General features: G+C 44.5%; 22 protein-coding genes, 3 tRNA genes and 3 pseudogenes. 19 read left to right on the forward strand and 9 right to left on the reverse strand.

What is annotated here, in order from left to right; all coding sequences use genetic code 11:
• The first annotated feature begins 65 nt into the window (after positions 1 to 65).
• The 12 genes and pseudogenes from B3K42_RS09705 to B3K42_RS09760 all read left to right on the forward strand — a co-directional run bounded on the left by B3K42_RS09705 (position 66) and on the right by B3K42_RS09760 (position 6,247).
• Positions 66 to 141: transfer RNA gene (locus tag B3K42_RS09705), tRNA-Glu, on the forward strand.
• Between the two features lie 5 nt (positions 142 to 146).
• Positions 147 to 221, forward strand: a tRNA-Val gene (locus B3K42_RS09710).
• A 7-nt stretch (positions 222 to 228) separates the two neighbouring features.
• A tRNA-Phe gene (locus tag B3K42_RS09715) sits at positions 229 to 304 on the forward strand.
• 99 nt (positions 305 to 403) lie between these two features.
• Positions 404 to 913 (forward strand): transcription repressor NadR, encoded by a 510-nt coding sequence (locus B3K42_RS09720; RefSeq protein WP_110989977.1) that lies wholly within the window; start codon positions 404 to 406, stop codon positions 911 to 913.
• Between the two features lie 11 nt (positions 914 to 924).
• On the forward strand, positions 925 to 2,202 hold the full coding sequence (locus tag B3K42_RS09725) for an MFS transporter (RefSeq protein WP_110989976.1): 1,278 nt from the start codon (positions 925 to 927) through the stop codon (positions 2,200 to 2,202).
• A 345-nt stretch (positions 2,203 to 2,547) separates the two neighbouring features.
• Positions 2,548 to 2,679, forward strand: coding sequence for a DUF2089 domain-containing protein (locus B3K42_RS09730; protein WP_220026558.1), 132 nt, complete (start codon positions 2,548 to 2,550; stop codon positions 2,677 to 2,679).
• On the forward strand, positions 2,672 to 2,779 hold the full coding sequence (locus tag B3K42_RS13780) for a DUF2089 family protein (protein WP_220026557.1): 108 nt from the start codon (positions 2,672 to 2,674) through the stop codon (positions 2,777 to 2,779). Before B3K42_RS09730 ends, B3K42_RS13780 begins: the two co-directional genes overlap by 8 nt.
• 310 nt (positions 2,780 to 3,089) lie before the next feature.
• Positions 3,090 to 4,004, forward strand: a complete 915-nt coding sequence (locus tag B3K42_RS09735) for an alpha/beta fold hydrolase (protein WP_110989975.1) — start codon at positions 3,090 to 3,092, stop codon at positions 4,002 to 4,004.
• An 89-nt stretch (positions 4,005 to 4,093) separates the two neighbouring features.
• Positions 4,094 to 4,488 (forward strand): annotated as a pseudogene (locus tag B3K42_RS09745) (DUF523 domain-containing protein).
• Positions 4,489 to 4,625: 137 nt separating this feature from the next.
• A pseudogene (locus B3K42_RS09750) lies at positions 4,626 to 4,950 on the forward strand (DUF1722 domain-containing protein).
• A gap of 28 nt (positions 4,951 to 4,978) precedes the next feature.
• Positions 4,979 to 5,608 (forward strand): deoxyribodipyrimidine photo-lyase, encoded by a 630-nt coding sequence (locus tag B3K42_RS09755; protein ID WP_258367141.1) that lies wholly within the window; start codon positions 4,979 to 4,981, stop codon positions 5,606 to 5,608.
• 411 nt (positions 5,609 to 6,019) lie between these two features.
• Positions 6,020 to 6,247 (forward strand): hypothetical protein, encoded by a 228-nt coding sequence (locus B3K42_RS09760; protein WP_258367140.1) that lies wholly within the window; start codon positions 6,020 to 6,022, stop codon positions 6,245 to 6,247.
• A gap of 63 nt (positions 6,248 to 6,310) precedes the next feature.
• Here the strand turns inward: B3K42_RS09760 and B3K42_RS09765 are convergent, their stop codons facing one another.
• Complete coding sequence (locus B3K42_RS09765) at positions 6,311 to 7,114, reverse strand: protease complex subunit PrcB family protein (RefSeq protein ID WP_110989974.1); 804 nt, start codon at positions 7,112 to 7,114, stop codon at positions 6,311 to 6,313.
• A 188-nt stretch (positions 7,115 to 7,302) separates the two neighbouring features.
• Between B3K42_RS09765 and B3K42_RS09770 the strand changes: the two genes are divergently transcribed.
• From B3K42_RS09770 to B3K42_RS09780, 3 genes are read left to right on the forward strand one after another with little or no spacing between them, the layout of a single operon-like run.
• Complete coding sequence (locus tag B3K42_RS09770; protein WP_110989973.1) at positions 7,303 to 8,583, forward strand: extracellular solute-binding protein; 1,281 nt, start codon at positions 7,303 to 7,305, stop codon at positions 8,581 to 8,583.
• 56 nt (positions 8,584 to 8,639) lie between these two features.
• Positions 8,640 to 9,551: a carbohydrate ABC transporter permease gene (locus B3K42_RS09775; protein WP_110989972.1), complete on the forward strand. Its 912-nt coding sequence runs from the start codon at positions 8,640 to 8,642 to the stop codon at positions 9,549 to 9,551.
• Positions 9,552 to 9,561: 10 nt separating this feature from the next.
• Positions 9,562 to 10,413 (forward strand): carbohydrate ABC transporter permease, encoded by an 852-nt coding sequence (locus B3K42_RS09780; protein ID WP_110989971.1) that lies wholly within the window; start codon positions 9,562 to 9,564, stop codon positions 10,411 to 10,413.
• Here the strand turns inward: B3K42_RS09780 and B3K42_RS09785 are convergent.
• A complete protein-coding gene (locus B3K42_RS09785; protein ID WP_110989970.1) occupies positions 10,392 to 11,360 on the reverse strand; it encodes a hypothetical protein in 969 nt (322 codons plus the stop codon). The genes B3K42_RS09780 and B3K42_RS09785 overlap by 22 nt on opposite strands.
• Positions 11,361 to 11,508: 148 nt before the next feature.
• Between B3K42_RS09785 and B3K42_RS09790 the strand changes: the two genes are divergently transcribed.
• The 4 genes from B3K42_RS09790 to B3K42_RS09805 all read left to right on the forward strand — a co-directional run bounded on the left by B3K42_RS09790 (position 11,509) and on the right by B3K42_RS09805 (position 17,449).
• Positions 11,509 to 11,988: a hypothetical protein gene (locus tag B3K42_RS09790; RefSeq protein ID WP_110989978.1), complete on the forward strand. Its 480-nt coding sequence runs from the start codon at positions 11,509 to 11,511 to the stop codon at positions 11,986 to 11,988.
• An 82-nt stretch (positions 11,989 to 12,070) separates the two neighbouring features.
• Positions 12,071 to 14,113 (forward strand): hypothetical protein, encoded by a 2,043-nt coding sequence (locus B3K42_RS09795; protein ID WP_292598545.1) that lies wholly within the window; start codon positions 12,071 to 12,073, stop codon positions 14,111 to 14,113.
• A gap of 22 nt (positions 14,114 to 14,135) precedes the next feature.
• Positions 14,136 to 15,329, forward strand: a complete 1,194-nt coding sequence (locus tag B3K42_RS09800) for a BREX system ATP-binding domain-containing protein (RefSeq protein WP_110989969.1) — start codon at positions 14,136 to 14,138, stop codon at positions 15,327 to 15,329.
• Entirely contained in the window at positions 15,323 to 17,449 is a 2,127-nt protein-coding gene (locus B3K42_RS09805) for a DEAD/DEAH box helicase (RefSeq protein WP_110989968.1), read from the forward strand. The genes B3K42_RS09800 and B3K42_RS09805 overlap by 7 nt, the downstream gene beginning before the upstream one ends.
• A gap of 86 nt (positions 17,450 to 17,535) precedes the next feature.
• Here B3K42_RS09805 and B3K42_RS09810 read toward each other — a convergent pair whose 3' ends face one another.
• From B3K42_RS09810 to B3K42_RS09840, 7 genes and pseudogenes are all read right to left on the reverse strand, one after another.
• A complete protein-coding gene (locus B3K42_RS09810) occupies positions 17,536 to 17,808 on the reverse strand; it encodes a hypothetical protein (RefSeq protein ID WP_110989967.1) in 273 nt (90 codons plus the stop codon).
• A gap of 254 nt (positions 17,809 to 18,062) precedes the next feature.
• Positions 18,063 to 19,676 (reverse strand): annotated as a pseudogene (locus B3K42_RS09815) (dipeptidase).
• 346 nt (positions 19,677 to 20,022) lie between these two features.
• A complete protein-coding gene (locus B3K42_RS09820; RefSeq protein WP_292598547.1) occupies positions 20,023 to 21,216 on the reverse strand; it encodes a deacylase in 1,194 nt (397 codons plus the stop codon).
• Between the two features lie 12 nt (positions 21,217 to 21,228).
• Positions 21,229 to 21,405, reverse strand: a complete 177-nt coding sequence (locus B3K42_RS09825) for a hypothetical protein (protein ID WP_181419033.1) — start codon at positions 21,403 to 21,405, stop codon at positions 21,229 to 21,231.
• 13 nt (positions 21,406 to 21,418) lie between these two features.
• Entirely contained in the window at positions 21,419 to 22,132 is a 714-nt protein-coding gene (locus tag B3K42_RS09830; protein ID WP_258367138.1) for a hypothetical protein, read from the reverse strand.
• Positions 22,133 to 22,409: 277 nt separating this feature from the next.
• Positions 22,410 to 23,060, reverse strand: a complete 651-nt coding sequence (locus B3K42_RS09835; protein ID WP_110989965.1) for a 3-oxoacid CoA-transferase subunit B — start codon at positions 23,058 to 23,060, stop codon at positions 22,410 to 22,412.
• A complete protein-coding gene (locus B3K42_RS09840) occupies positions 23,042 to 23,713 on the reverse strand; it encodes a CoA transferase subunit A (RefSeq protein WP_110989964.1) in 672 nt (223 codons plus the stop codon). Before B3K42_RS09840 ends, B3K42_RS09835 begins: the two co-directional genes overlap by 19 nt.
• Positions 23,714 to 23,846 lie beyond the last annotated feature (133 nt).

Here is a 23,846-nt window from a genome sequence, read left to right on the forward strand (position 1 = left end):
CCACGAAAGAAGCTCGACCTCTTGACCGTGAAGAGTTTATAGTGTAATATAAAATACGTGCTTCGGCCCTCATCGTCTAGTGGCCTAGGACACTGGCCTTTCACGCCGGCGACCGGGGTTCAAATCCCCGTGAGGGCGCCAGTGGTGGAAGCGTAGCTCAGAGGAAGAGCGTCTGCCTTACAAGCAGAAGGCCACAGGTTCGATCCCTGTCGCTTCCACCAGATTGATGGCGAGGTAGCTCAGCAGGTAGAGCAGCGGACTGAAAATCCGTGTGTCGACGGTTCGATTCCGTCCCTTGCCACCAGCTTTAATGAATTCTTTGATGTGCCCTTCGGGGCATATTTTTTTGATTGAACTCACTGTAAAGTAGCTGCTATAATGTGACTGTTGCAGGAGGTGAAAGATGGAGAAGCCAGAAAGACAACGTTACATTGTTGAAGCCTTAAAACGTTCAACCAGTCCCGTAAAGGGACAGGCTCTCTCTCTGGAAACCGGTGTCAGTAGACAGATGATAGTGAAGGACATAGAAGAACTGAGACAAAGAGAATTCAACATATCGTCGACCCCGAGAGGCTACGTTCTCAATGAAAGAAAGAGCTGCAGAATGGTCGTTTCCGTAAAACATTCAGAAGAGGACATTTATAAGGAGCTTTCAGAGATAATTAAAGCCGGTGGACGCGTTATCGATGTAAGCATAATTCATGCCGTATACGGAGAACTGAAAGGAAAACTGAACCTGTCAAACATGGACGATCTTAACAGGTTCATCGCAGCTTTGAAAGCATCTCATGCCGTACCACTTCTTAGCCTTTCAAAGGACGGTGTTCATCTTCACACAATAGAGGCAGATACCGAAGAAGCTCTTGGAAGAATAAGAGACACACTGAAAAGAAATGGCTTTTTGGTTACCTGAAGGAGGCTCTCATGAACATTGACGAAGTAATTCAAAAGTATGTAACTACCGCCAGAAGAACCAGGATGCTTATTTTGACTTCACTTGAGTGGATGCTCGTGGCCGGTGGAGTAATGATTACCTCACTCACACTTCCATCGATTATCGCTGATCTTGCTGACACTACTGGAGATCAAAACATGATGGCCAGCTCAGTATTTGCAGGAATGCTATTAGGCGCACTCTTTTCTGGTGCAATTTCCGATAGATTCGGAAGAAAATGGACGAACCTTTTTCTTCTGTTGATTGCCGGTCCTGCCACAGGAATTACAGGAGCTTCTCTTTCGATGAGAATGTTTACCTTAGGAAGGTTCATTTCAGGTTTCGGTTATGGCGGCCTTCTGCCCGTCGTCAATGCTTACTTGACTGAGTTTTCATCAATAAGAATCCGAGGTCTCTATCTTGCTCTTCTAGAATCTAGCTGGGCAATCGGCAGCATTATCACCGGGGGATTCACAATGATCACACTAAACACTTATGGGTGGCGCTCGTCATATTATTTTCTCGCAATATTCAGCATCCCTCTACTAATAATCTCCTTCTTCCTTCCAGAAAGCCCAAAATACGAGTTCATGAAGAAGGGAAAGTCCGCTCTGGAGAAGATACTTGGAAGGAGCATCGACGAAGAGATAGAAATGCACAGGAAGTCAAAGCAACCACTTCTTGGACTTTTCAGGAGTGGCCTAGCCCGAAGAACAATCATGATCTGGATTAGCTGGTTCTCGGTAAGTTTCGTTTATTATGGAATTTACACGTGGGCGCCTAAGATTTTCATGTCTAAGGGCCTGACTCCTGTCTCATCACTCTGGTACACTTTCTTCATGTTGATTATGCAGCTTCCCGGTTATTTGACCGCAGCACTGCTTATTGAAAAGATCGGAAGAAAACCCTCCCTCACATTCTTTTTCGGTGGGATGGCAGTTTCTTCAATTATAATGGCCTTTGTAAGCAGCTCCGGACTTCTCTTGTTCGCAAGCGTCTTGATTTCTCTTTTTGTTCTTGGCGCATGGGGAATGGTCTACGCCTATACGCCCGAATTATATCCCACAGAGATGCGCGCGCTCGGAAATGGAACATCAGGAGTCATGGCACGAGCAGCGGGGATAATCGCACCATATTTCACAAGCTTGATCATGGGAATCACCGGAAGCGTTCTTCTCGTAATGGTATTCATGTCTTCTCTTAGCATCCTTGCGGCGATAATTGTATCAAAGCTGGGTATAGAGACGAAACAGACGATCATAGAATAGAGAATCGGCTGTTACTTCTCGGAAAAATCTCATTGCATTGGCTTAAGAAAATACATTATTGAAGGCACACTCTGTATCATAAATGCGGAGGATTTCTGGTTTTACTTTGCACGATCTCACTGACCAACATTCGACAAGAAGGAAATTTCGACGTGTCTTGGCACACAATGTCTGTTTTACAATCTAGAAATTGAACATTGTAATTTACACCTCCACTTTTATTAAGTGCATTATTAAAATTTGAAATTCTTCAGTAGACTGATTCCTTCCACTTTCAGCTAGTAAAGCGGATATTATTTTTTATCGGGGTTGCGGTCTTTTTGCTTACTGGATGGAGGGATCTCAATGAAGAAACGACTTGACAAGTGTCCTAGCTGCGGCGGACTTCTAGCAATCACTGAGTATGCCTGTCAGAATTGCAGGACTAAAATAATCGGGACGTTTTCACAAGACGAACTGCTCTCCCTTCTTGACTAGCTTAGACTTTCTCAAGGTTTTTATCAAGAACAGAGGTAATCTCTCAGAACTTCAGAAAAAATTGAATATCTCTTATCCAACTGCCAGGAGCAAATTGTAAGAGCTGGTGACGAGTTTGGGGTTCGAGCTTGCAAATCGCCAGATTCAGGAGGCTTCAAAGATCATCAGAAAATTCGAAGAGGGCGATCTAAACCCGGAGTAAGCAGCTGAACTTCTTGTAGAATAAAAAAGAGAAAACAGGGATTTGCTCACCGTCTCTTTGTACTGAGCTATTTCGTGCAGAGCTAATGATGATTGCAGCTTCAATAAATCAATGGCAACTGTACCACCAACTTCGAAACGACCTTCACAACAAAAGATGGTATATTATTTATTGTTACTTCAGAACTTCCTGAAATGGGGTGTCCCGGATGAAAGTAGTTAAGGCTCTCTTTCTGATCCTGCTCATCGGCATAGCACTGGTAGTGGTGAACAGCATTTTTAGCGTGACGATGGCAAGAATCTACTTCAACCGGATAGAAAGAGACGGAAGGTATCTAAAAGTGGATGAAGAGGAGCTTTTCTTGAAGATCCTTGGAGAAGGGAAGCCAACTTTAATGATTCATGGATTCCCAGGATCTCACGTTGACTTTCAAGAACTTGCAGAGCTGCTTTCATCAAATAGAAGAATCTACATGATAGACCTACCTGGGTTTGGTTTGTCTACCGCTTCTAACAAGGGTGATTATTCAGAGAAAGGGTATGCCGACCTTACCGTTGATTTGATGGACCTTCTGAACATTGAGAAGGCTGATGTCATAGGCCACTCATTGGGGGGAGAAGTGGGTCTGAATCTAGCTTATTACTATCCGGAAAGAATGGAAAGCCTTGTCTTAATAGATGCCTCTCCATATGGAGAGAGAGATTTCTTGCCCGACTTTGTATCAAGCAACAAGATTCTTTCTTGGCTCGCAATGAGGTTTTTTTATCAGACATATCCAATTCAAAGATACATCTATCTTAGAAGACTTGGAAATCGAAGCAACTTCAAGTCTGAGGAGTTTGGGAAGTACTTTGCGCTTGTAGATCATATGCCCGTCTCCTTCTTATATGAGTTCATGCGGGGAAACGACGGAGCTCTCTTTTCACAATCACTTGGTGAGATCGATTGCAGCACACTGATTCTTTGGGGGGAACGAGACAAGATTTCTCCCCTGAGTTATGGAGAGAAGCTATCTAAAGAGCTTTCTGACAGCATTCTAACGGTAATTGAGGGTGCGGGGCACGCTCCCTTTATCGAGTATCCCAAAAGAGTAGCTGAAGAGATAACTGGCTTTCTAGAGTAAAAAGGGAGGCTAAACAGTTGCCGCAGATCAGACCGAAAGTTGTAGTAAGTAGATGTTTAGGATTCGAAAGCTGCAGGTACAACGGGCAGATGATTCCCAGCAAATTCGAAAGCAGGTTGGGGAAATATGTGAATTACTCAACCGTATGTCCCGAGTTTGATATTGGGCTGGTGTTCCCGGAGCGCCCATAAGAATGGTTTCTAAAACTAATGGAATGAGGCTTGTTCAATCTCTAAGAGGGATCGAAGTTACCGAAAGACTTTCGGTCTTAACAAGCAAGTTTCTCGACAACCTGGAAAGAGTGGCTGGCTTTGTTCTCAAAGCGGCTTCACCTACATGTGGAGTGAAGGATGTGAAGCTCTGTCCAGGAGAGGGTAAAGTGGTATCCTCAGGTAGAGACGCCGGATTTTCGGAGGAGCTGCTCCTGCAAAATAGAGCTGTCTTCCGATTGAAGACGAAGGCAAATTATCCAATTACATCATAAGAGAACATTTCTGGACAACTCTTCACCGTCACACGTTTCAGGGATCTTTCGAACAGCTTACTAGAAAGGGCCTTGTTGAATTTCAATCAGAAAATAAGCTGCCGCTCATGTCCTACAATCAGAATGAAATGAGAATTATGGGAAGGATTGTTGGAAACATGAACTCAAGAGAACTTAGAGACGTTCATGATGACTATGCCTATCACTTCTACAAATGATGTCCACCCCACCGAAACACACTTTGCACACAAATGTATTGATGCAAGGACATGGTTACTTTTCAGACTACATTTCCTCTTCAGAAAGAGGTTCTTTCAGAATATGCTCGAAAGATACCGAAAAGGGATGATACCGCTTAGCGTTCCTCTTCATATTCTTCGTTCATACGTTGTAGTCTTTGAAAGCGAGTATCTATTCCGTCAAACATTCTTAGACCCAAACCCATCAAGCTTGTTGAGGTAACAGATTCGGTCAAAGGAAGATCGGGGAAATGAAGGCCGAGAGAGTTTACAAGCTCAACGAAGAAAAGAATGGACGAGGAGAGTTCGTTTTGTACTGGATACAGGCCTCTCAAAGGACCGATGAGAACCATGCACTTGAGTTTGCGAAGCAGGAAGCAAAGACTCTTGGGGTCCCGCTTGTTGTGTTTTTCATAATGGTTGTCGATTACCCATCGGCTAATCTAAGAAGCTTCAGCTTCATGCTGGATGGGTTGAGAGATGCAAAGAATCGTCTGGAGGATTCCAGAATAAGATTTGTCGCTCTTAAAGGCAATCCCACAGATATATTGCCATCTGTGTCGAAACACTGTGCCGAGATCGTCACGGACGTCGGGTATCTCAAACACCGGATTGCTTGGAGAAGAGAACTCGCAAGTGTTGCGAATTGCTCTGTGTTAGCAGTTGAAACCAATGTTGTTGTCCCTGTGGAAACAGCTAGTTTCAAAGAAGAATACAGCGCGGCCACATTCAGACGCAAGGTAATGCAATTTGTACCGGAATTTGCAAACGATTTTTCCCCCGTAGAATTCATATCGAGCAGACCAAGAATTGAATTCGAAGATTCACTCGATCTAGACGAACTCTCTCTTTCTGATCTGGATCAAAGTGTACCGTTGTAATCGATTATCGTGGAGGCCAAGAAGCAGCAAAGACCATGCTTAAGAGATTCATTGCACTAAGAATAGATGGATTTGAGGAAGATAGAAATGATCCCAGCTGTGATTGTCTCTCGCAGATGAGTCCTTTTCTCCACTGCGCAAATTCCTCCATCCTGGATCACCAGAAAAGTCTTCGAGTCTCACACACCTGGAACGGATGCCTATATTGAAGAGCTGATTGTCAGGAGAGAACTCAGCGCGAATTTCGTTTTCTACAATCCTGACTATGACTCCTTTAGGTCGCTTCCTTCTTGGGCTCAGAAGACCCCGAATGAACATAGAAATGACAGAGGGAGAGATCCCGTTTACTCCTTATCGCAACTTGAAAGAAGCGAGACAGATGATTCCTACTGGAACGCAGCTCAAAGTGAAATGGTTCTAAATGGAAAGATGCATGGCTACATGAGAATGTACTGGGGAAAGAAACTGCTTGAATGGAACTCTGATCGAGAGACTGCAATTCGCTTGGCAATTTACCTAAACGGCAAATACGAAATCGACGGCAGGGACCAAATGGTTATGCAGGCATTCTCTGGTGCTTCTGAAAACACGATAGAGCATAGCCCGAACGCCAAATATTTGGGAAAGTTGGGTATATGAACTCAAATGGTCTGAAAAGGAAATTCGACGCCGACGCTTATGTAAGGAAAATCGAAGGTCTGATCACTCGACGGAGAAACTCGAGTTGAACAGTGCGGTCTCGACCAATTCCCCATCCTTTAGTGACTCCAGTCTAACTGAAAGCCTGTAAGCTCCGGCTTGGAGATCCATTATCTTGATCGCCTTATATGGATATGTGAAGGCCTGAGTAACAAAGTCACCACTTCCAGGCAACTGCAGTTCTGCAGTGACTTCGATAGTGTTGTCTTCAAGAAGGCTGACGCTTCTAATTCCTATATCGTATCCTCCTGTGGGCTTTTCTCCAGCCTCGATTATTAGAATTGCTTCTCCACTTATAGTTCTGGTCTCGACGAACCCCTGTTCACGAATCTCTCCCAGTAGAAGCCCCGGATCGCTCCTTCTATCTGTCTGCAAAGAAACGCTCTCATACTTCAGATCTTTCATTTCAACCTCCAGTTGACTGTGATAGTCTATTCTAAGCTCCATTACCGCCAATGAATACCCACTTTCAAATGACAGGAGGAAGGGGTCTATCACGTAATACATACCTTCTCTAACCATCGCAATTCTTCTCACATAATACTCTCCGTTACCAATCAACTGGATCGAGGCCTCTAGCTCTTGTTCATCGTTTCTGGGATCAAAAAGCCAACCGGAGATGATTACAAAAACTATATCGGAATCGCTTCTCGAAAGAACAGAGAAGCTGACATTCTTTGTCTTGCTTCCGATGCTTTGCTCAAGGGCGAAAGACTCCGGCACCGCAAGCTCCGTGTAGTTTACGTGAAATGCCGAGAGAAAAGAAGAAATAATCATTACTAGCACAACAATCACTGTCTTTTTCATTAGTCCACCTCCTTGAATATGACTTGCAATTGCTCCGATTTGTTTGAATGAGTTAATGCTACATCATTATCTCTGTAAGAAAGGCCTTCAATGGCCCTGATTGACCCAAGAGAATCTTCTGATTTCGAGATAAAGTTGTATCATATCATTAGGAGCAGTTGCTCCAATTCCAAGGGGAGGTGTTTTTAATGAATAGGCGTTTTCTTTTTGCTCTACTCATGGCTTTTCTTGTGAGCTTTACAATGCTAACTGCAAACACCATCGAACTGGAGTTTTGGACTCACGAAGATCCTAACAGAACGCCACTTGAAGAACGTTTCATTGAGGAATTCCAGGAAATGTATCCCAATGTGGTAATAAAGAGGGTAACCCAGTCTTCAACGAAGATTCAAGAGCTTATACTTACAGCTTTTGCTGCTAATCAAGGGCCGGATATCTTCAATATGTCAATTGAAGATGAATTTGCTTACATCGTAAATGGCAGAGTCGCCCCTGTAAGTTACGAAGCAGCAGGATTCGCTAACAAGGAAGATCTACTCGCGTCCTATTTGCCTGGGACACTGCATCCGGTGATATATGAAGGTGAGGTTTATGGGCTGCCTCTTGAGATTACGAACTGGTGCATCTTCTTAAACAAAAAGGTTTTCAGAGATGCCGGTCTCGACCCGGAAGTCGACTATCCTAAGACGTGGGAAGAAATGATGGAAGTGTCGGAGAAACTTACCATAAGAGAGGGCGAGATCATTACCCGAAGGGGCTTCGACTTCAGGTATCCGTACTATCTCGTTGCTTTCATGCCTCTAGTTGAACAGATGGGAGGAAAGCTAGTCAGCGACGATGGCAAGACTGCAATAATCAACGATGAAGCTTGGCTCAATTTCCTTGATTACATGGCTGCCTGGGGGCCAAATGGGCGAAATCTCGGGTCGCCCACGTACAAGAACGCCAGAAGCCTCTTCAATATGGACAACAACGACATAGGCATGTGCACAAGCGGGCTGTATCAAATAGCAAGAATAAAGCGCGACAATCCGGAATTCTATGATAGCGGCGAGTTTATGGTCGTTCCTTTCCCACAGTTCGAAAATGCTGTGAATTATGTCCCGGCCCACTTTTACGGTCACTACTACATGGTCAATTCACAGAAGCCGAAGGAAAATCAGGAAATGGCCTGGAAATTCATTTCTTATATGCTGAGTCATGCGGAGGAATATCTTGAAGAGGTTGCAATCATAATTCCAACAAACGATCTTCTCGAATCAGAGACATTCAAGAACTACCCTTACTCCGATGTCTTCATCTCTGATCTCGAAAAGTCAACAGTCGTTTATTTCTCTGAGAGCTCTGCAAAGATCCAGTCGCTCATAAAGGAGGCCGTCGAATCAGTTATGCTAAGTGGGAGGAGTTCCCAGGACGCACTCAACACTCTTCGCAGAAAGGTTCAAGAAGTCTTGGACGATCAGTACTAGAGAATTCGCCCGCCTTTGGGCGGGCAAATTCTTTCAGAAAGGGGTGAGTCTTTCCTTTGAGACACATCTTAAATCGGGGTATAGAGCACAAAAAAGCAAGGTGGGGATGGTTCTTTGTTCTCCCATCCCTTGCTTTTTTCGCCGTCTTCTCTTTTTACCCAATAATTAATGCTTTTTATACAAGTCTCTTCAGAAAGAGACTTCTTGATCTTCGTCCACCAACATTCATAGGTTTTGCAAATTACGAGTACCTGCTTAAGTCGCCAGACTTCTGGAACTCGGTGAAAGCAACATTCATTTTCACTTTGGGTACCTTCATTCCCATTCTCATATTCAGTCTTCTTCTTGCAGTTTGCATAATGTCAAGACGAAGATTTCAGAAATTCTTCCAAATGGCATTCTACTCTCCGGCCGTTCTTTCGTCGGTGGTTGCCGCAGCGATCTGGTTGCTGATTTTCGATCCAAGGGGTCTGGCCAACACCACTATGAACACATTGCTTGGAACTGTAGGTAAAGACTACAAATGGCTCGCCACAGCAGGAATGGCTAGGCTGTCTACAATACTGGTCTATTTCTGGAAGTACATCGGCTACTTCACAATCATATTTATTACCGGACTGGCCAGCATTCCTCAGAGCCTTCACGAAGCGGCTCGAATAGACGGTGCCAATGGCTGGAAAGACTTTTGGCACATAACCCTCCCCTTGCTGAAACCCACGACTGTTTTGGTGTCAATAATGTCCATGCTACAGTGTCTCAAGACATTCAGTACTCAGTATCTTTTCACACAATCAGGGACCCCTACTGAGCCAATTAATGTCATTACGTTGAATATATACAACACGGCAATTAGAGATCACAACATAGGAAGGGCGAGCGCAATGAGCATTTTGCTGTTCGCTATGATGCTATTCTTCACCTGGCTTCAGTTTAGATTGAGCAGATCAGGTGGAGAAGTCGACTATTAGGGAGGTTATCATGAAGACAATTAAGAAACAATCAATCGTAGTTGATGTCTTGATTTGGGCCTTCCTAATTTTAACTGCCATTGTTATCCTTGCTCCTATTGTGTTCATGTTCACCGCATCTTTAATGCCCTCCAGAGATATACTGAAGATGCCGTATCCGTGGATACCGAAAGACCTTTACTGGCAGAATTACTGGCATGCTTTGAGGGGAAACGACGGGAGTTTCATTTTTCCGCGAAACATCCTAAATTCATTTATTGTGGCCGGAACAGTATCGATTTCTACTGTTTTTCTTTCTGCTCTCACAGGATACGGATTGGCTAAGTTCCCTTTCAGGGGGCGAAATCTTGTCTTTTTGCTAATAATGGCCACAATGATGATCCCCTTTGAGGCCATTATGATTCCTCTCTATCTGGTAGCCACATCACTGAAGATTCAGAATTCTTATATCGGCCTTATTCTTCCATTTCTAACAAACGCGTTCGGCATCTTTTTGATGAGGCAATATCTGATAACCTTTCCAGATGAGATAATTGACGCTGCAAGAATCGACGGTTCAGGAGAGTTCAGCATCTTCTTGAGAATAATACTTCCTAACAGCGCACCGGCTGTCGCAACTCTGGCAATTTTAACATTTAGAACCCAGTGGGATAACCTTCTATGGCCGCTGCTTATTTCGCAAAGCGAAGAGATGAAAACTATTCCGCTTTACGTCGTGAAATTCGCGACGGAGAAGCATACTAATGAAGGGGCAATGATGGCTGCCGCAGCCATAGCAAGTATTCCTATCCTTGTTCTCTTCCTCGCACTGTCGAAATACTTCGTCAGCGGTGCATCGCTTCACTCTTCGCGAAAGGGATAACCAAAGAGGTATCTTGGTTCGATTATCCCAAAGAACGCACCTTTCAGGGAAAATAGTTCCTGAAAATCATCTCTACTAAAAATGGAAATTGAATCATCAAAACGGCACAGAAGAAGCTTCCTGTTGTGCTGCCAGTCGTCGACGGGTACAACCTCTCTAAGAGTCCTGTCTGTGCTGAAGCTTTCCTTGAGAACATTATCTGCCTCACTGAATACTTTTATCTTGCTCTCCCTAGAATCAGCCACGAAAACTTCCCCGTCAAGAACTGCTACATCCATAGCGTAGCTGACAGGAATTTCGGATTTCTGTCTAAGGGTCAATCCGTCTTTCTCGAACACCAGAACCCCCCTATCTCCCGCGGCAACATAGAAAGAGTATTTCGAGCCTGCAATAGCGTTTACCGTTATTCCTTTTTCAATATCATTTATATACCGCGGCAGAATATGGTCGACCAATTCGAATTCCTTTTCTCCTCTCCTCACTACAAAAAGCCCATCAAGCTCGCTGCCAGCAAATACATAATCGTCAATGTACGAGACAGAGCTAATCCATCCTTTCATAGGTATTGTTTGGATGTGTTTGTAGAAGTTTGGTCCGAAGAACTTGAAAATCTCTAGCCCGTGAGTTCCATCTGCAACGAAGACTTCCAGTCTTTCGATATTGACATCGATCGCTTCACAATGAAAAGTGTCCACAATGCGGTGATTCTCGGGTTGAAGAACGGAGAGAATCGCGAACCCCCTATCCCTGAGTACATTGAAGACAAGGCCCCCAGCGACGACTCCTCCACTTGACAGTGAAGACACGGGAATGATTCTGACTCTCCACTCCTGATCTTCGACGGGAATTTCCAACAACCCATTAAACCCAAACCCAAAGTGAAAAGCATTAGCACATAGGATAACGGCGGCAAAGAGAACGATAATCAACGGAATTGTTTTTCTCATTGTACCACCTCCAGACAAATTCTAATACAAATGCATCGATAATCAACCCATCACGAGAACACAAAATCGATTGAGAAGGTTTCTGTTCTACTGCCAGTGCTCTTAAAATGCTGGGAAAGAGGATATATAATTGAACTGGGGTGATTTTATGAGCAAGAAAGACTTCTTGAGAAAGCTTCTCTCCGAAGGTCGCAGCGCCGATGATATTGCCGATCTATTTGGAATAACGGTGGAGAGAATGGAGAAGTATCTTGAAGACCCTTCACAATCTAGACTGGCAGTGGCAGAGATAAAGACGGAGCTCAGAAGGCTTGAAAGCTTGCCTTTAGAAACAAAAGAAGACATTCTACTTTTCTCGTTCAAAGTGATACTTGAGTCGATCAACTTTCTCTTTTCAGACATTGAAAGAACAGTATACGATAAGCCAGAAAAACTGCCTAGCATCGTGAGAAAGCTAATTGACGGCGCATACCTTCTGTTGGCAATTTCCAGACTGGAGAAGATTGGGGAGAGTCTTCCATCTCTTGTATCAGATCAAAGATTCTTACGAGCCTGTCAGAACAAAACTCTCATTGCAGAGAGATTGATGGATCTTGCGGAGCTGATCGACCGGGAAATCGAACGCTAGAAGATCGATTCTGCGGCTGCTAACCGGCCTTCTCAAGTGTAGTATAATCAACTTGGAAGTCACCTTAAGTGAGGGATTTGCTTTGTCTAATTCTCGTTATCGGGAATTCTTTACATTTTTGTCTGAAGAAGACGTTATTGAGAAAGCCAATGAGAGTCTTGAGGGTAAAAACTGGAAGCCGCTTATCGAGAATTCAAATGCTGCTCTAGTATCTCTCAAAGCTCCACTGGTGGCGAATCTTTTCAAAAAACTATTCGATACTAGATATGCCTTCATATTCAGGAATGCTGAGGGTGAACTGCTTTCTGAAACATCGGACAAAACCTCAGACCTACTTGAAGTATTCTTGAAAGCAGCCACGGAAAAACCACGCTTCGAAGAGAACTTTCTGGCTTTTCTGGATTATTTCAAAGAGGCACCTCAGATTCTTGAGAGAATAGTAATTCATTACGCTAATCAAATAGCCGATGAATCTGAATCTCTAGTAACAGGTCTGAGGGAGCTCAAGATTCTCTACGAAAGAGTGCGGAGAACCGTTGATCACTTAGGAGTCAGACTTCCCCTGAATGAAATTGTATCAAGACTTTTCTGCCTTGACTGCTCATTGCTTCCAATGATTGAGTCTGATCTGGTAGATTTTCTCTCACAGTTTCCGCCTGATGAAGAAGGAGTTTGCAGATTTCTGGAGAATCAGATTAAGCTGGCAGTAGGTGAATATGACGAAAGCAGCATAGAGGTTCAGTTATCTCGACTTGAAACAATAATTAGAGAGATAAAGAAATACTCTTCAACTTTCATGAACTGGCTTAAAATCCCTGACAATCTCTTTGTATCTTTCCTTGAAAAGGGGTTCAGAAGGCATGGGACTCTCGCTTCATGGCTAGAAGGAATAAAAGAGGCGAGAACGGAGTACGGGCTTTGTCAAAGCCATTGGGAAGAGACCCGAAAGTGGTATTTCGAAAAGATAAGTGGTAAGATCCTCCCATCTTTTCAGAAAGCTATTGCCGGTTGGGCTTGCTGGACAATTGTTGAAGAGCGACAGATCAAAGACCCTTTGGCTCACGCAGGCGAGGCAGTGAAGTATTCGTCAAGAAGAAGTGAGTTTCGCATAATAAAGGGAGAAGAGAGCAACGGAGTCTTTGTTCTTTGTACGGTTGATGACCTTACAATAACATCGTCGGGCCTCAAGAAAGCAGGGAGAAGCTTCCCTTTCAACTCGATTAGGACAAAGTTGGAAGAGCTGAAACTTTCAAGAGAAGCCTTCCTAGACAGTAAAGATGCACTTTTCGTTGGGTACACCTGGAAGTATCTCCTTCCCGGGGGTGGTCCTGACAAAGAGGCTAAGAACAACGAAAGGATAGAGTGTTTCAATTACTATGTAGTGACCGTCTCTGCGACGGGTTACGGGGTTCCTTTAATGAAGCTTTTCTTTGCAAAGGAAGAGAGTGCAAGGACTTTTATCGAGTTCTTGAAGGAAGCTCGAATTATGTCTTCGTGGAAAGAGTATCCACAAAATGGCCTTCCCGCGCCTTTGAAAGCGAAAACCAGAAATAAGACAGAATTTCATGAGGAAGCTTCAGAATACCATGATGATAAGAAAACAGTTGAAGACCTGATAGCTGAAAGGCTCATAGAGGAGGATGATGGAGCCGAAATTCTCGAAGCACCCGAAATCGAGGAAAAAGACCTCATATCAGCAGATTTGCTCAAGAAGATAAACTCTCTTCATTATGAACTGGAATGGTCTGCCAAGAGAATGAATGAGCTAGAGTGGGCATATCTCTTTCCTGAATTGGAAACGGCCGAGGCTAGCCCCGTTTCTTCGGAGCCAGTTCATGACGAAAGAGATGGCTTCAGAGAGCTTGAAGAGAAAATCGAAGCACTCTCGGGAAAAACCCGGAAGACTGTCAGCAAAATTCTCTCTTGTGAGCCGGAAAAGGAGTACACCCTTCAGGAACTCGGACTGACTTTTTGGAGTGTTTTCGTTGTTGCGCCGAAAGTTACTAGCGGTGGAAAAGCGCTTATTGAAGTGATTAGCGGTGATGTTCCAAAGCTGGTCTGGGGATACAACTTTGATGAAGAGACAAGGGACCTGCTTAGGGCAAGGTTTGCTTCAGATGAATAATGCAAAGTGAAAGGAGATTTCTGTGGATTACCACCCCATGTTTGAGGCAATAAGGGCCGGAACCGCGGTTCCGGTTGATTATGTAAAGGAGATCTTGACTGGCCGAGAAAAATATACAAAGGAAATCGAAAATGACATTGACTATGTTCTCTCAGGAAAGAGCAAAGTTAGGGTCTTTCTCGGCGAATACGGTCTGGGCAAAACAACTCTCGCAAGGTACGCCGAATATATCTCCAGGGAAAAGGGATTGATGATTTCCTGCCTTTCAGAAAAGGACTACGACACTCTTCATAAGCAGGATGAATTTTTCCGGTCGATAATGAAGAACATGACAATGGTGGGTATTAACGGCAATCCTTTGAAAATGTTTCTCAGAGCATGGGCAGAAAAGACTCTTACTGAAATGGAGGAACTGAAGATCCCCGCTGATGATGTGCATTCAGTAAGAGAATATCTATCAACAAGAGACAATTATGATCCTAACGGAATGTTTTCTCACTTTTGCGCAGCCTATGTTGCCAGCGCAGGTAAGGGGGCTCCTGGCGAGGAATTCTATGCATATCTTGTTGGAGACAGCGTGGACAGAAGAACTATGAAGAAACACGGGATATACCACTTCCTGCAGGATGACGGCTGGAACTTTTTGAAGTCTTTCACTTCTTTGATGGATACTTTGCAGGTACCAGGTCTCATAATAATCATGGATGAACTCGAATCAACTATGAATAGAAGGAGAGATGTTAGGGATAGGACTTTCAATCAGCTCCGGGAAATAATTGACAAGATGTCTTCAGGATTTCTGCAGAGTACTTACTTTTTGTGGCTTGGGACGGACATGTGGTTCGAGAATAAACACAGGGGAATAGCATCCTACCACGCTCTGTACGACAGAATGAAAAACATATCGGGTGATAGCAGTGGAAAAACCATGATTCTCAATCTCGAACCACTGGGAAGAGATGATCTGAAACAGCTAATCAAGCAAATCAAGACGCTTTACTCCAGTTGCTATTCATTCGCAGCAGACGCGGCTTTTGAAGAAAAGACTATCGATACCCTCATGAAGCAATACACAGGAATCGATGGGAAATTAAGACCTTCCATCAGAGAAGTCGCAAAGCTTACGGTTGAACTACTCGACTCTCTGAGACTTGGTAAGAAGTCCGATGAAATTGGAGACTCGAACTCGGTGAAAGCTGCTGATCGTCTATGGTAATAGATCCAAGACTTAATCAGAGATTGATAGACCTGTTCTCATATAGATATCGCTGGCAGAGCTTTAGAGAGATTCAGAATAGGACTATTCCATCAGTTCTTGATGGAAAGAATCTGCTGTTGATAGCGGGCACTGCTTCTGGCAAGACAGAAGCAGTGATGATTCCCGTCATCAACAGACTGCTAGAGCTTCCCGCCGGATTGAAATGCATCTACTTTGCACCACTCAAATCGTTAATCAACGATGTGACATCTCGCCTTGAGCTCATGCTAAGACCGTTTGGACTAGTAGCGGCAAAGTGGCACGGAGATCTGACGAAATCAGAGAAGTTGCCTATTGCAAGAGAAGCCTCGGTACTTGTCACGACACCGGAATCAGTTGAAGGGATCTTTCTGAGTGAGAACAGTGATTTGCTTTCCAGTCTTGAATTCATAATTGTAGATGAGATTCACGCCTTTATTGACTCTCCGAGAGGTGCTCAACTCGCTTCACTCATGGAGAGAATCAAGATTCTTTCCGGTGTAGATCAACAGAGAATCGCAATGTCCGCCACGGTAGGAAATCCTGAACTGCTTTTGGAGTGGCTCAAAGGTAGTTCAGAGAGAGATTCAGTGATCGTGACCGATGAAAACAGAAGCAAGAGAACGATTGAAGTTCTCACTGAAGGAGAAGTAGTTCCTGCCGAATATCTTTCAAAGCTTCTTGAAGAGACTGAAGATAAGATTCTTGTCTTTTCATACTCAAGAGCGCGCGCTGAGGAATTCGCTGCCAGAGCCAAAGCTCTAGGAATAGAGGTTCCCGTTCACCACAGTTCAGTATCGAAAACGCTCAGAGTGGAAATCGAAGAGGAATTCAAGCAAGATAATAAACTAAGAGCAATAGTTGCTACGTCAACTCTGGAAATGGGCATAGATATCGGAGACATTGACCGAGTGATTTTCCTTGAGATTCCGCCGTCGACGGCTTCTTTTCTTCAAAGGGCCGGCAGAGCGGGGCGAAAGGGAAACAAGTCTTCAGTTTCGGTCTTCGTAGAGGATCCACAAAGTCTGTACAACCTTCTGGGAATTTTGCGAATGTTGAGTGAGGGATCTGTCGAACCCCTTCTACCCAGCGACTATCATCTTCCATTGTTGGGTCACCAGTTGATTGGGCTTGCTAGAACCAGGGGCTTTCTCTCTACGGAGGACCTGGCACTTCTCAAAAAAGCCTTTCCTTTCAGAAAGGTCGAGACCGAGGAATTCGGGATTCTGGTGAATCACCTTGTGAAAGAGGCCTTTCTTGCCAGGAGAGGCCTTTCATTAATCTCAGGAGCCGCCACGGCCGAAATTCTTGGAAGCGGAAAGGAAAAGATGGATTTCGTTGTCCTGTTTCCCGGCGGATTTGAATATTCGGTTCAGCTCAGTGGACATGAGATAGGAAAGATCCATCCTGCAGTGCTAAGTAGCTCTTCAGACGATGAAGTCAGCTTCCTTCTAGGTGGACGATCTTATTTGGTCAAGGAAGTCAATGCCGGTAGGAAAACCGTAACCGTGATTCCCGGAAGCAGTGGAAAAACTCCTTCATGGTTTGGAGGCAGCTCGTTGATGACAAAAGAATTTGCGCGATCTATCAGGTCCTCGTTGAATGAGCTGAAGATACCCGATGGAGTCTTTCTATCATCGGACGCTTCACAGATGCTGCTTGACTTTTTCGACAATCACCAAGCTTCTTCTGCTTTGATTTCACTTTCAAAATTCAAAAAGAGCATAGTGATAGAAACCTTTGCAGGCGATATGTCCAACATCTTTCTTTCTCTGTGCATAAAGGCTGTTCCCGGTCTAAAAGCAGTGAGTGCTAACTGGCACAGTGTAGTAGTGAGGAGTGGAGCAGACATTGACGAGGTTCATGAGATGCTGCGTTTAATCTCGAATATGGAAAGTCGTGAAATGTCAGGGCTCTTATCAACCTTTCTCTTAGAAACACCGACTGAGTTGAGAAAGCAGTATGGGCTCTTTGGCGAGAAACTAGACAAATTCGTTCCGGAAGAGCTGCTGGTGAAGTACGTGATTCACAGGCTATACGACTCCTCGTTACTTGAAGAGCTATCGGAGGCTGTTATAGTCTATCCTTCTGATGCTTGAACGATGACTTCAAGGTCGATCCTTCCGACTTCGGCCCGATCTCAAATCCAAAAAAGGGACCATTCGGCCCCTTCAATGACGCTGTATCAGTCTTCTTCAAAATTCTCTTCGATCTCAACAACGGAATCGTTTAATCTCTCAAGATCACCCTTTAGCTCGAGAATCGACGCCTGTAACTCTGGCAAGCGAGCAACGATCTCGTCAAGGCCATCAATCCACTCCTCAATACTCGATCTCAACTCAGTCACTTCATCCTGCTCCATATCTGGCAACGCCTCGGTAAGCTCCTGAACATCTACAATTTCGAGTTCGTCGAAAAGCTCTTCCACGAGATCCATGATCTTGTCTATGTTCTGCACCTTTGCCACTCCTTTCCAGTTTGACTTCCATACTGAGAGATGTTATCACAAGTTCAGGCAGTTTTGTACAGGAAGAGAGTCCTTTTTCAATAACGACAATCATCTTCATTGCAGCTGCAGCAAAGCATCTGTTGAATCCCGAAAAAAAGCCTGAACAATCTTGTTGTTCAGAGAGACTTCGAGTAGTAGGGTCTCTGGAAAACGGGGGCAAAAGAAGAAGCGGCCGCAATGGCCGCTTCTGAGTCGAAAATCAATTATCTTTCAGGGAAACCGTAACCGATTGCCTCGTTCCACCAATCGGGATATGGTGAGGACCTGAAATTCACATATCCGAGAGCATAGTTCCCGAGAAGCCTGTCACCAAGAAGCTTCCATTCTTCGTGCCATGCTACCGCGTTCATGAAGGCGTAGTTGGAGACGAAATCAATGGCAGCTTCCGGATCTATCTCATACATATCAGTAGTGATCTTCTGAACTTCCGGTGTAACCTTGTAGAGAACTTCCAGTTTGGGATCCCTGTAATTTCTGATATCCTGGATTGCAAGGTTGTAGTGAAGCTCTGCCATCTGCTGGACGTAAGAGTTTACCCACCAACCGGAGTCTCTTCTGAATTCTTCAAATCTGCTTCCAGTTTCGTAGAACTTTGGTAGTTCTCTCATTATCGGCCACAATGGGACTATGTAAGTTGTATCGGGCGCGCCGTAACCGAACCAGCTGATTCCCTTGAATGGTTCTGCATAGGCAGAGTTTGTCTGGGCGATGTGGACGTAGCAAGTTCTGTGCATGTTTATGCTTCTCTCCCAAGAGCCAGTCCTGCCTGTATTTGCATATCTGAGAGGATCGCCCCAGGGTCCGGCGGCAAGTCCTACAGTAAGATCGTAATCCGTTCCCTGATAGTAATCGCCCTTAATCACAAATATGTCGTGAACCGTAAGCAGTCTGTCAGGCTTGACAGAAAGAGGGAATCTTACATCGTGTGGGCTCAGACCCAGTGATGGGGCAACTAGATCAAATGCTCTCCACTCTCTTCTTGTAGCGTAAAGACTGTCATTTGGAGCATAGATTTCGGCGACATTGAAGGGTTTGCCTGAACTGGGATCATACCAGCCCTGCTCAACCGCAAAGGACACGATGTTTGGAGAAGCCATTACGTTGTCAGTGTCTTCGAAATCGACTTCCATGATCCTTGCTCTGTTCGCAGCAACCGTGAAGTGGTCGCTAGGAATTCTTACACCAACCCAGATATCTCTTCAGTAGAACTCAACAATCCAGCACTCTTCACCATCGGCAACAGTCATTGTTTCTCCGCCGCCGCCAACTGTGCTCCATCCATACTGTTCGACAAGGTCCCCCATGACTCTTACGGCCTCTCTTGCGGTTGCCGCTCTCTCAAGAGCAATGTCCTGGGCAGTCCAGCAGTCGATGATTCCCATGCTGTCTGTCCAGAGAACCTTTCTTACTTCCTTGCCATAATCTGTGCTAGTGTCGATGCTAAATGTCGACTCACTAACTGCAACTCCCTTTTCATTCATGAAGGAGTATCTTGAGTGGAAGTACTGGTACGTATGAGGAACCTGAGGAATCTGGCCTATGAGAGTACCCCTTGTGCCGATATTGACTTCCGGGTAATTACCGTAATCGATATAGTTGTGAGAGTCAAGAACGATATCTCTCATGGAGCCTTCCGGCCAATCCATCGCCGGAATGATCCAAAGACGGAAATCGGCGCTTGTGGAGTCATCGTTGTGTGTGATTATGGTAGTTCCGTCGACCATTGCATCCTTACCAACACCAAGGATTGTACACGCTACAGCGGCGCTTCCTAAAGTAATAAGTGCCACAATCAGGACTATTAACGCTTTCTTCATAAAAGTACATCACCCCTTCTAGAATAAATTTGTAGTTGCCAAAGAACTTTACAGCTTCAGTAATATGACTCTGATCCCACCTCCCAGATGAAATGCAAGTTAGTCGACAAGATCCTTAGTAATCCTGGTTATTCAAGGAGTCCAGGACTTCTCTTCACTCTTTAGGCAAACCTGTACCGAAATTGATTCTGTAAGCACAATAGTTTCCGACCAAATAATCTCCAAACTTAAGCCAGTCAGCTTGTCATGATTACTACTGTCACAGCCAAAAGTCTTCTTACCTTAATTCCCATATCCTTACCCCTTCGGATTGTGGAACCGTCTTTCTTGAATCAAACTTCTGACCTCAGTTTTCAAAGACTCTCGATTTATCTGCTTTTGATGGATCATGCAGGTAGTATCCCGTACCGTTTTCCATTACTTCGATGTAGTCCGGGAATGAAACACTCATTGCCTTTTCCGGGAAGAATTGATTTAGCCAGTTGATGGCCTCCAGAGTTCCAGATAGATGCCTTCCAACCCTGTAGTCGAGAGGAGCTCCAATAATTGTGTTTCCCAGTGCGTCCTGGAAACCTTCTTTGATGTCGTAGTCACAGTATAGAAGACCCTTTTCCGCGGCAGTCTGTAGGAATTCGTCAATTCCATCTACCATAAGTTCTTCTGTCATCTTTCCAACTACCCTATCGATAAATGGTTCAGGAGTCTCCATAAGAAGCGCGAGAGTGTCACTGAAATCTCCGACTTCCCTGTGTGTTAGACCCCTGAGATTCTTTGGAGAGGCTTCTATTTTCATCGGGAACTGCGTTGCACTTAACATCATTGCCGCCATCATTCCAATGTCCATTGAATCATCGTGGGCAACGTAAGTACTTACGACGGGATACATAAGAGACGCTTCGTGGTAATCAAAGAAAATGTCCATATCTTCATTTCTTATGAGTTCCATTATTGCAAACGAGATTCTTTCTGTGAGCGTCCCATCTGGTCTGCCAGGGAAAGTCCTGTTCAGATTCCGGATGTCCTGGTAAGCGAGGTTCTGACCGGATGGATAGTGAACGTAGGTAAATGGATCGGGCCATTGATCGAGCGGATTTGTTCCTCTATCTCCTATCCTGTACTTCTGCTCACCCCATGGCGTCTCTACGGAGAAATACTTAGGGTAAGCGTTGCCGAGCATTCCAAGTGTCGAGGCGCTCATGTTCGCATGAGGAATAATATAGACTTTTCCGCTTTCAACCTTTATGTTTTCCATCACTACATACGCTGCGACAGTCGTAACTGGTTCGTAAGGGTGAGTTCCACCCAAAATCAGCATTGAACCTCCTGGAACACCTGAATCATAGATGTAGATGGGAGTATCGCCCCAAGTTCCCTTAAGGCTTGGAAGGTATTCACTAAGCATAATCCGCTCCGTGAAGTCCTCTGAGACAACTACTGTCTCTTTGTAATGTCTCAGTTCCCAGAACTCTATTGCGCCAAGAACGCCCAGAATACCTGATAGGACAAGGAAGAGGATTTTCAGACTAAAGGAATTCTTCATAACATTCACCCCTCACTTGATCCCGATTATTCTGAGAATAAAGGTCATTATGACATAGGAATAGACAATATCGTAAACCCAGCCTTTTCTTCTCTCCCTTTTGAAGAGATTTCTGAGAAGAAGAAAGGCAAACACTCCGGTCATTATGAAATATAAGTAATATATTACTGTGTCTAGAAAAACAAGCATCATCTCACCCCCATCAATAAACCACAAGGAAGTCTAGCTGGTTCGGGAAGATTAGCATCAGTAATCCAATTGTACCCATAAACAGCCAGGGAATTGCAATCGCCTTCAAGAAAGACATGTAGCTCCCTTCGTATCCCACCGTTTCAACAGTAAGCCTTCCAACGATTCTGGAAGGAGGCAGGCAGTCACCAAGGGGAAATAGAAAGCTGAGGGCTGCTGCGGTAACAGTCACATTAAGTCCCATGGAGTTGAAAAGGAATATTATCGGTGTGCCTAGAATAATAGCACTTCCATAGCTTAGAGCTCCTTGCGAAAAAGGAGTGAAAACCAGCGCAGTAATATAAATGAATGCCATAGGAAGTGTAATGAAAGTAATTGCAAGAAGACCCCTTACACCCGTAGCAGTCATAATGTTAACAAGAACTCCGACACTTATTACGGTAGCGAGAAGTGGGAATACCTGATCTACCGTATTCACCATAACTCCGTACCATCTCTTAACCTTCCAGCGGTCTCGATCCATCATCACGGAAACAAAGGCGCAAATCAAGAAAGTAAGAGGAAGTCCAATAACAGGTATGTGGAACGCAGCATACTGCATCAGAAGAATTATGACAATCAATGCCGCGAAAGGAAGCAAGATCTTTCCCCAGTTCATACCTTCAGGAGGTTCAGGAAGTTCCGATAGAATCGATTCTTTTGGCTTTCTGTTAGGCGTCTTACTCAATCCAGTAATCCAAATCAAAGGTCCTAGACATGTAGAATTTACAACTTCTAAAGTCTTTTCAATTCTGGCTTAGAAAAACACTCCTTTCAGAGCACTTTGCAGAATTATTCGCTTGGATTTCAAAAGGAAATCGGTAAATAATCGATGTCTTCGTCTCAAAGATTGGCACAACTAATTAACAAGAAAACAATCCAAAAAATGCATGAGATAAGATGATCTTGACAGGAGTATCTATCAATGACAGAACAAACTAAACTGTTCCAAAGAGATGGTATATTCAGTCAAGAATGTCTTTGAGACTATCGCTGACTATCAATCGCGCTTCTGTTAGCTTCATAATTTCTTCAACAGTAACTTCCCTAGATTTTTCCTTGAGAAGCAGTCCTGCCTTAGTTGGCTGAATGACAGCTATTTCTGTCACTATTAGATCGACTGGTCTGTTTGAAGTGATAGGAAGTGAGCACTCCCTGACAATTTTCGGATTTCCCTTCGATGTGTGGGTCATTGCAACTATCACACGCTTGGCTCCAGTTACCAGATCCATGGCTCCGCCCATTCCGGGCACCATCTTGCCGGGGACCATCCAATTAGCTAGAATCCCTCTCTCGTCAACTTGTAGACCTCCTAATACAGTTATGTCAAGATGTCCGCCCCTGATAATCGAAAACGACATTGCGCTGTCGAAGGTTACAGAACCTGGCAGAGCTGTAATACATTGACCGCCCGCATTGGTTAGGTCTATATTCTCCATACCTTTTTCCGGAACTGGTCCCATTCCAATAATACCGTTCTCTGACTGAAAGAATAGCCTTACGCCTGCTGGTATATAGTTCGAAACAAGAGTGGGTATACCGATACCCAGATTTACCAAATCTCCGTCCCGTAGTTCAGCTGCGATTCTTCTGGCGATCAGTTCTTTTGCGTCCATCTGACGACACTCCCTACTGAAACATAATCAACGAGAACACCAGGAATATGAATCTCATCTGGAGACAGTGAGCCCACAGGCACAATCTCTTCCACTTCCACGATCACTGTGTTACACGCAAGAACGATTAATGGATTGAAGTTCCTTGCAGTCAAAGAGAAGACCAGATTGCCAAAGTAATCGGCCTTCTTCGCTTTCACAAGTGCAAACTCTGCTCTGAGCGGTAGTTCCATTAGATAATCTTTTCCATCTATTGCGATAATTCTCTTTCCTTCTTGAACCACAGTTCCAACACCAGTTGGTGTCAGTATTCCTCCCAGACCAACGCCCCCGGCCCTTATTCTCTCCGCTAGAGTGCCCTGAGGAACAAGCTCCACTTCCAGTTCTCCCTCAATCATCTGGCGTTGCGTCTCCGGATTTGTACCGATATGGGAAACAATCACTTTTGCTGCACACTTGCCGACAATTAACTTTCCTACCCCTCTGTCTGGAAAGGAAGTGTCGTTAGCTATTACAGTCAAACCCCGAGTTTTCCTTTCTACGATCCCTTGAATGATGTTGTCTGGAGAACCACAGCCCAAAAATCCTCCTATCATTACAGAAGAGTTATCATCTACCGCTGACACGGCCTCATCAATTCCTACCACTCTCAAAAAGACTCCTCCTTTGACGTGCATAATTCAGGTCGGCGAAAAAAACTCCGAACACATTAAACTATCTTACCAAAAGCGCCTTAAAAGACCAAAGCAATTGCCGAATTCCAGTAACTAGAGAACCGATAGGTAT

It is taken from the genome of Mesotoga sp. UBA6090 (assembly GCF_002435945.1).
GTDB lineage: Bacteria > Thermotogota > Thermotogae > Petrotogales > Kosmotogaceae > Mesotoga.